General features: G+C 36.2%; 9 protein-coding genes. 5 read left to right on the plus strand and 4 right to left on the minus strand.

All coding sequences use genetic code 11. The annotated features are described in order from the left end of the window. Positions 1-17: 17 nt before the first annotated feature. Genes WMO38_RS08480 through WMO38_RS08490 form a run of 3 tightly spaced genes read right to left on the minus strand, consistent with a single transcriptional unit; the run spans position 18 to position 2365 of the window. Complete coding sequence (locus tag WMO38_RS08480; RefSeq protein WP_021865114.1) at positions 18-662, minus strand: hypothetical protein; 645 nt, start codon at positions 660-662, stop codon at positions 18-20. Between the two features lie 51 nt (positions 663-713). Further along, positions 714-1649, minus strand: coding sequence for a hypothetical protein (locus WMO38_RS08485; RefSeq protein WP_349162235.1), 936 nt, complete (start codon positions 1647-1649; stop codon positions 714-716). 23 nt (positions 1650-1672) lie between these two features. After that, positions 1673-2365, minus strand: a complete 693-nt coding sequence (locus tag WMO38_RS08490) for a 5'-methylthioadenosine/adenosylhomocysteine nucleosidase (RefSeq protein ID WP_021865112.1) — start codon at positions 2363-2365, stop codon at positions 1673-1675. Positions 2366-2542: 177 nt separating this feature from the next. Between WMO38_RS08490 and WMO38_RS08495 the strand changes: the two genes are divergently transcribed. From WMO38_RS08495 to WMO38_RS08515, 5 genes are all read left to right on the plus strand, one after another. Then, positions 2543-2788, plus strand: a complete 246-nt coding sequence (locus WMO38_RS08495; protein ID WP_349162236.1) for a TIGR03905 family TSCPD domain-containing protein — start codon at positions 2543-2545, stop codon at positions 2786-2788. Next, complete coding sequence (locus WMO38_RS08500; RefSeq protein WP_349162237.1) at positions 2785-3594, plus strand: radical SAM/SPASM domain-containing protein; 810 nt, start codon at positions 2785-2787, stop codon at positions 3592-3594. The genes WMO38_RS08495 and WMO38_RS08500 overlap by 4 nt, the downstream gene beginning before the upstream one ends. Before the next feature lie 25 nt (positions 3595-3619). After that, a complete protein-coding gene (murG, locus tag WMO38_RS08505) occupies positions 3620-4684 on the plus strand; it encodes an undecaprenyldiphospho-muramoylpentapeptide beta-N-acetylglucosaminyltransferase (RefSeq protein WP_021865109.1) in 1065 nt (354 codons plus the stop codon). Positions 4685-4811: 127 nt separating this feature from the next. Continuing rightward, positions 4812-5213: a Fur family transcriptional regulator gene (locus WMO38_RS08510; protein WP_021865108.1), complete on the plus strand. Its 402-nt coding sequence runs from the start codon at positions 4812-4814 to the stop codon at positions 5211-5213. A 109-nt stretch (positions 5214-5322) separates the two neighbouring features. After that, on the plus strand, positions 5323-5865 hold the full coding sequence (locus tag WMO38_RS08515; protein ID WP_186837219.1) for a rubredoxin-like domain-containing protein: 543 nt from the start codon (positions 5323-5325) through the stop codon (positions 5863-5865). 278 nt (positions 5866-6143) lie between these two features. On the opposite strand, the gene WMO38_RS08520 is transcribed toward WMO38_RS08515, so the two are convergent. Beyond that, the coding region (locus tag WMO38_RS08520) for a transposase (RefSeq protein WP_349162239.1) at positions 6144-6499 on the minus strand (356 nt) is incomplete at its 5' end.

A 6499-nucleotide genomic window follows, 5' to 3' on the forward strand; every position in this document is an offset into this window, starting at 1 on the left:
TTTCTGTATCTTATAAATTACATGCTGAGCGTATGTACTACATCTTCATACCTTTCCGTTTTTTCCATGATATCCCGTGCGGACACCCCATAATATCTGTATATGTCTTTGTATATGCAGTTAAATTTTTTTGCCATTTTATCACTGCCACATACTCCACCGCTTATTGAAGAATAATTTTTTTCAATATCTATATGCATATAATCATTTTTATCATTAAATCTTTTTATAAGCTTGTGATAATCTATGTCAAACAGGTCTTTAGGCACATTTTGTGCTCTTTCCATGCGTTTTGCGTTCTGCTCCATAAATTCAAGCATATCCTGTTCAGATGTGCCTTTCAACTCAGGTTCTGATGTCAAATCACCCAACAACTCAGGTTTATATTGGATTATAAAAGAGGAACGCATCTGATTATACTCTTCTTTATACTCGTCAGAATCTTTATCAGCCTCTTCAAATCCGTATTTATTTTTTGCATAATAAATAACCTCATCAACAGTGTGCCCTTCCGGTTTCAGGCTTTTTTCGACAAATTTCATTTTTCTATTAAATATATATTTCTTTATTTTCTGTCTGAGCGTATATCTATGATTTTTTCCCGCCAAAAATACTGCCGTCGGACCATCAGTCCCTTTAATTATTGTAATATTTTCTACCATATATTCACCAACCTTTATTTTTGTATACTGATTTTTTCATATCAAATACTTCTAAAATAAGTCCAGCATATTATCAAGATATACTTTTTCTCTCACATGAACATGATACTCTGGCTTTGTCATATAATAAAGCAAAAATTCAAGAATTAATGCACTTCCAAGTCCTCTGCCCTCTATCTTAAAGTTGGAAAATCCCATAGAAATATACTTATCTTTTATATCATTAACTCCAATAAATCCCGGATTTTTCATTGCTTTGGAAAATCTATAACCTTCGTTAGAACCGGGAGCACTGCATATATGTTCAGATATATTCTCCCCAAGATTTTTACGGCTGACAGCTTCATAGCATTTTTTTCTGTCATTGCATCCAAACCAGCAACATTCATTACACAAAAACTCCACTTTGTCCTTTTGCCCGCATGTCATACTGCCAAGCCTGTCAAATGTCTTATTCAGGCGGAAATCCGGCACAACATACTTAAAATCATCCCTGTCAGTTTCCATAAGAAACTCATCAAAATCAGTAATCACCTTTGTTGTAGATGATACCAGATATAATTCCGGATAATTATTTTTCAGATAATCAAGTAATAATTCAGAATGAACAATTACACCATTTTGTATTTTATTATTTTTCTCAAATAGTCTACAAAGTTCATTACATTTTCTATCTGACAAATGCTCTTTTTTCAAAAGTGAATTACTAAATGTAAGCCTTGATGAAATCCCATATTCTTCTAAAAGAGTAAGAACTTCTTCAGGATTACTATCTCCGTCTGAAACACGTCCGCCACCCCATATACAGTCTGATGGTGCACCATATATTGAACCAATATCACACCAGTCATAAAAATATTCTCTGTGTTCATAAAATAACGGCAAAAACACCCGGTAAAAGTCATAAAATTCAAACAATCCCGGAAGATGATAGTAAACTGTGCCTGTTAATGAACTCTCTATATTTTTAACTTCCAAAAAGTTCATATATTTATCAATTTCCTTATTAATTAAATTCTTGAAACAAGTTCCTTTAATAAAAGGACTGAATTGGCAATTGCCTGCTTCTCAAAAGTTGGATAATCCATTGTTGCACTGTCATCTGCCTTATCCGAAATCGCTCTCAAAATCACAAATGGAACCTTATTAAGATATGCTGCCTGTGCAATAGCCGCACCTTCCATCTCTGTACAGTATCCTGCAAATTCAGACGAAATTCTTTCCTTTACTGCCTTATCCGAAATGAACTGGTCTCCACTTACAACTCGTCCAACATGAACGCCTACTGAAGTGACTGCCTTCGCACACGATTCCTTTGCAAGCTCGATAAGTCTATCATCTGCTTTAAATGAAAGTGTATCCATTCTTGGAATCTGACCAAGTGGATATCCAAATCCTGTCGCATCCATATCATGATGAAGAACATCTGATGATATAACAATATCCGCAATATCAATCTCAGCCTTTAAAGAACCGGCAATACCTGTATTGATAACATAATCAACGCCAAAATCGTCAACAAGAATCTGTGTACATACAGCAGCATTAACTTTACCAATACCACTTCTTACAATTACAACATCCTTACCGGCAAGAATTCCCGCCTTAAATGTCATACATGCCTTAGTCTCTTCTTTTTTTATATCCATAACTGCCACAATCTGTTCAACTTCTTCATCCATGGCTCCAATAATACCTATCATATAATCCTCCTTAATTTGTAACGAAAACAGCAGCTGTCAGCACCCTCACCGCATATTCTCATTTATGTATTCATTAATATATGTTTATAATAATAGATTTTTCACATTTTTGCAAGACCTTGCGGCACATTTTTTGATGTGATATACTTAGCATAAATTTCAAAGGAGGATTATAAAATGAAATATAAAACATCCGGTGTATGTTCCCGCTCAATTGATTTTGATGTTGTTGATAATAAAGTAACTAATGTGCATTTTGAAGGTGGCTGCTCAGGCAATACACAAGGTGTTGCAGCACTTATAGAAGGCATGGATATAGATGAAGCAATAAAAAGAATGTCCGGCATCAAGTGTGGATTCAGATCGACATCCTGTCCTGACCAGCTTGCCAATGCATTAACACAGTACAAGGAGCAGGCGTGAAAAAATACCGTGTCACACGATTCAAACGTATTTATATAGAAATAACAAGTTCCTGTAATCTTACATGTTCATTCTGTCAGGAAACAAAACGTGACAAACGCTTCATGAGCATCGACGAATTTTCTCATGTAATAGAACAGGTCAAGCCTCTTACAGAATTTATATATCTTCATGTAAAAGGTGAGCCTCTTCTGCATCCGCAGCTTGGTGATATTCTGCAGATATGCCATGATGAAGGTATGCGTGTAAATATCACAACAAATGGAACGCTTTTAAAAAAGCAACTTGATACACTTATTGTTCATCCGGTTCATCAGATAAATATTTCAATGCACAGTGCTGATGATAATGACTGTATTGATATGGACACGTATTTTAAAAATATAACTGAATGTTGTAATATGCTTAATGAAAAAACTGACACGGAAATATCGCTTCGTCTTTGGACAACACTCGAAAAACCTAATCTTTTTGGTCAAAAAAATCTTACAATCAGAAAAAAATTATATATAAATGTACAGTCACCATTTGAATGGCCCGATATTAATAATTCATACTATAATGACAGAGGATTTTGTCAGGGATTACGCACACATATTGCCATACTTTCTGACGGAACAATAGTTCCATGTTGTCTTGATGGCAATGCATGCATTTCGCTTGGAAATATATTTGTGCAGGATATTTCTGAAATCCTTGAACAGGAACGCACGCAGAATTTCATTCAGAGATTCCGTGACAAACGTGCTGTTGAGCCACTTTGCTGTCATTGCAGTTTTAAGGAAAGATTTTCACATAAAATGTAATTGAATTGAAAGGAAGTTCCAAAAAATGAAACAGATAATTTTAACCGGTGGTGGCACTGCCGGACATGTAACACCTAATATTGCATTACTTCCAAGTCTTGCGGCTGCCGGATATCAGGTAACTTATATAGGTTCTTATACAGGTATTGAAAAACAACTTATTGAAGACCTTGGAATAACTTATTATGGAATTTCATCCGGTAAATTACGCCGTTATAAAAGCTGGAAAAATCTTACTGATCCTTTTCGTGTTATTGCAGGATATTTCCAATCAAGAAAATTAATCAGAAAAATCAAACCCGATATAGTTTTTTCAAAGGGTGGATTCGTATCCGTTCCTGTTGTTCTTGCAGCAAGCCATAAACATATTCCTGTAATAATACATGAATCTGATATGACGCCCGGTCTTGCCAATAAAATAGCAATGCGTGGAGCCACAAAAATATGCTGCAACTTTCCTGAAACACTTAAATATCTGCCAAAAGACAAAGCAGTTCTTACCGGTTCTCCTATAAGACATGAACTTCTTCTTGGAAATAAACCTGCCGGACTTAAATTATGCGGTTTTAACACATCAAAACCAATTATTCTTGTTGTCGGTGGAAGTACCGGTGCTGTAAAAGTAAATAATGCCGTGAGAGCAATCCTTCCGGAGCTTCTCAAAAAATATCAGGTTGTCCACCTCTGCGGCAAGGGAAAGACTGATGCCTCTTTAAACGGAATTGATGGCTATATCCAGTTTGAATATATAAGTGACCAGATGCGTGATTTATTTGCTATAAGTGATATAGTAATCTCGAGAGCCGGTGCAAATGCAATATGCGAACTCCTTGCTCTAAGAAAACCTAATATTCTGATTCCGCTTTCTGCCAATGCGAGCCGAGGCGACCAGATTCTCAATGCTAATTCTTTTAAAGAACATGGCTACTCAAGCGTCATGACCGAAGAAGAAATCACTCCTGAAAAACTTCTTGCTGCTGTTGATGATTTGTATAAAAACAGACAAAAATATATTGATGCAATGGATTCAAGCCCTCAAAGCGAAGCCATTGATAAAATTATGTCTCTTATTAAGGATTGCAGTAAATAATATTTTCTATTATGAGCATATTAACCATGTAATGTCAGTAAACGATAATTTTATATATTGACATTACATGGTTTTTTCTTTAAAATAATAATAGTAATAATTATCATTATTAGAAGAGGTATATATTATGGCTACTACAAAACACAGTAAGCAGCGTGATGCAATTAGAAACTTTCTTATTTCAAGAAAAGACCATCCTACCGCCGAAGTAGTATATGCTAATGTAAGCAAAGAATTTCCAAATATAAGCCTAGGGACCGTATATCGGAATCTCTCATTTCTCGTTGACAATGGTCAGGCTGTTAAAGTGCCTTGCGATGATGGCTCGGTTCATTTTGATGGAAATGTTATGCCTCATTACCATTTTCAATGCACAGAATGTGGAGCTATTATTGATTTAGACTTTAATGATTCCAAGCCTGAGAAAGCTCTTGTTTCTGCTGCAGCAAACCAGTTCGACGGAATAATCGAAGGAAGTGTTTCGTTTTTCTACGGAAAATGTCCAAAATGTTCCAAGAAACAAAAATAGGAATTATTACTATTTAGTGTTGACAAACAGTAAATAACGTGATATATTAGTTGCATAGAAAACAGTAACAATTACTATTTTTAAAAATTTAAACGTAAAGGAGATTACTATTATGAAATTTGTATGTTCAGTATGTGGTTATGTTTATGAAGGTGATACGGTTCCTGCAGAATGTCCAGTCTGTCACGCAGGCTCAGATAAATTTGTTGCTCAGTCAGATGAAAGAACTTGGGCTGCAGAACATGTTGTAGGTGTTGCAAAGGGCGTAAGCGAAGATATTCTTTCTGATTTACGTGCTAATTTTAATGGCGAATGTTCAGAAGTAGGTATGTATCTTGCTATGGCAAGAGTTGCCCATAGAGAAGGTTATCCTGAAATTGGTCTCTACTATGAAAAAGCTGCATGGGAAGAAGCAGAACATGCTGCTAAATTCGCAGAACTTCTCGGCGAAGTTGTAACAGACAGCACAAAGAAGAACCTTGAGATGAGAGTAGAAGCTGAAAATGGAGCCACAGCTGGTAAGACAGACCTTGCAAAGAGAGCAAAGGCTGCTAACCTTGATGCAATCCATGATACAGTTCATGAGATGGCTCGTGATGAGGCTCGCCACGGAAAAGCTTTTGAAGGTCTTTTAAAGAGATACTTTGGTTAATTAAAAAATTATTTGAGCGGGCTGTATTCCTGTTGGGAATACAGCCCCACATATTTTCTAGTCTTTTAATTCCTTTATAATATCATCCACATTATACTCGGGTGCTGACCTGATTACAGCATCGAGACCGTTTCAAGTTTTGTGTAAACGTTAAAAACTGATATAAGATTTGTGAATAGTTACAAATGGGCAGAGCCGATTTTCCGGATTCTGCCCATATCTGCATTATACAGGAGTTTTTGGGCATGTCAATAAAACCTGCCTAAAACAAGCTGTTTTTACAGGTTGCGTCCGATTAGACGTTCTTCAAAATAGATTTCCAGCTGGGAATGGATCTGCCCCCAGTCCTGCCTGTGTCCGGTCCATTTTTTCGTGATATCCATAGTTGCCAGATACAGCATTTTTAAAAGGCTATCATCTGACGGAAAAACTGTCTTGCTTTTGGTCACCTTCCGGAGCTGGCGGTTGAATCCTTCAATGGCATTTGTGGTATAAATCAGCCGTCTTACTGCCTCCGGATATTTGAAATATGTGGACAAAGTTGCCCAGTTATCATGCCAGGATTTATAGATTTTCGGGTACTTGGAATCCCATTTATCTTTGAACAATTCTAACTCATTTAAAGCTGTTTCTT

Origin of the sequence: Lachnospira hominis (ex Hitch et al. 2025), assembly GCF_040096395.1 — a bacterium.
In the GTDB taxonomy this organism is placed as follows: domain Bacteria; phylum Bacillota; class Clostridia; order Lachnospirales; family Lachnospiraceae; genus Lachnospira; species Lachnospira hominis.

Coding starts and splice junctions, on each gene's coding strand:
- WMO38_RS08480 (WP_021865114.1), bottom strand. CDS start 662: ATGGTAGAAAATATTACAATAATTAAAGGGACTGATGGTCCGACGGCA.
- WMO38_RS08485 (WP_349162235.1), bottom strand. CDS start 1,649: ATGAACTTTTTGGAAGTTAAAAATATAGAGAGTTCATTAACAGGCACA.
- WMO38_RS08490 (WP_021865112.1), bottom strand. CDS start 2,365: ATGATAGGTATTATTGGAGCCATGGATGAAGAAGTTGAACAGATTGTG.
- WMO38_RS08495 (WP_349162236.1), top strand. CDS start 2,543: ATGAAATATAAAACATCCGGTGTATGTTCCCGCTCAATTGATTTTGAT.
- murG (WP_021865109.1), top strand. CDS start 3,620: ATGAAACAGATAATTTTAACCGGTGGTGGCACTGCCGGACATGTAACA.
- WMO38_RS08510 (WP_021865108.1), top strand. CDS start 4,812: ATGGCTACTACAAAACACAGTAAGCAGCGTGATGCAATTAGAAACTTT.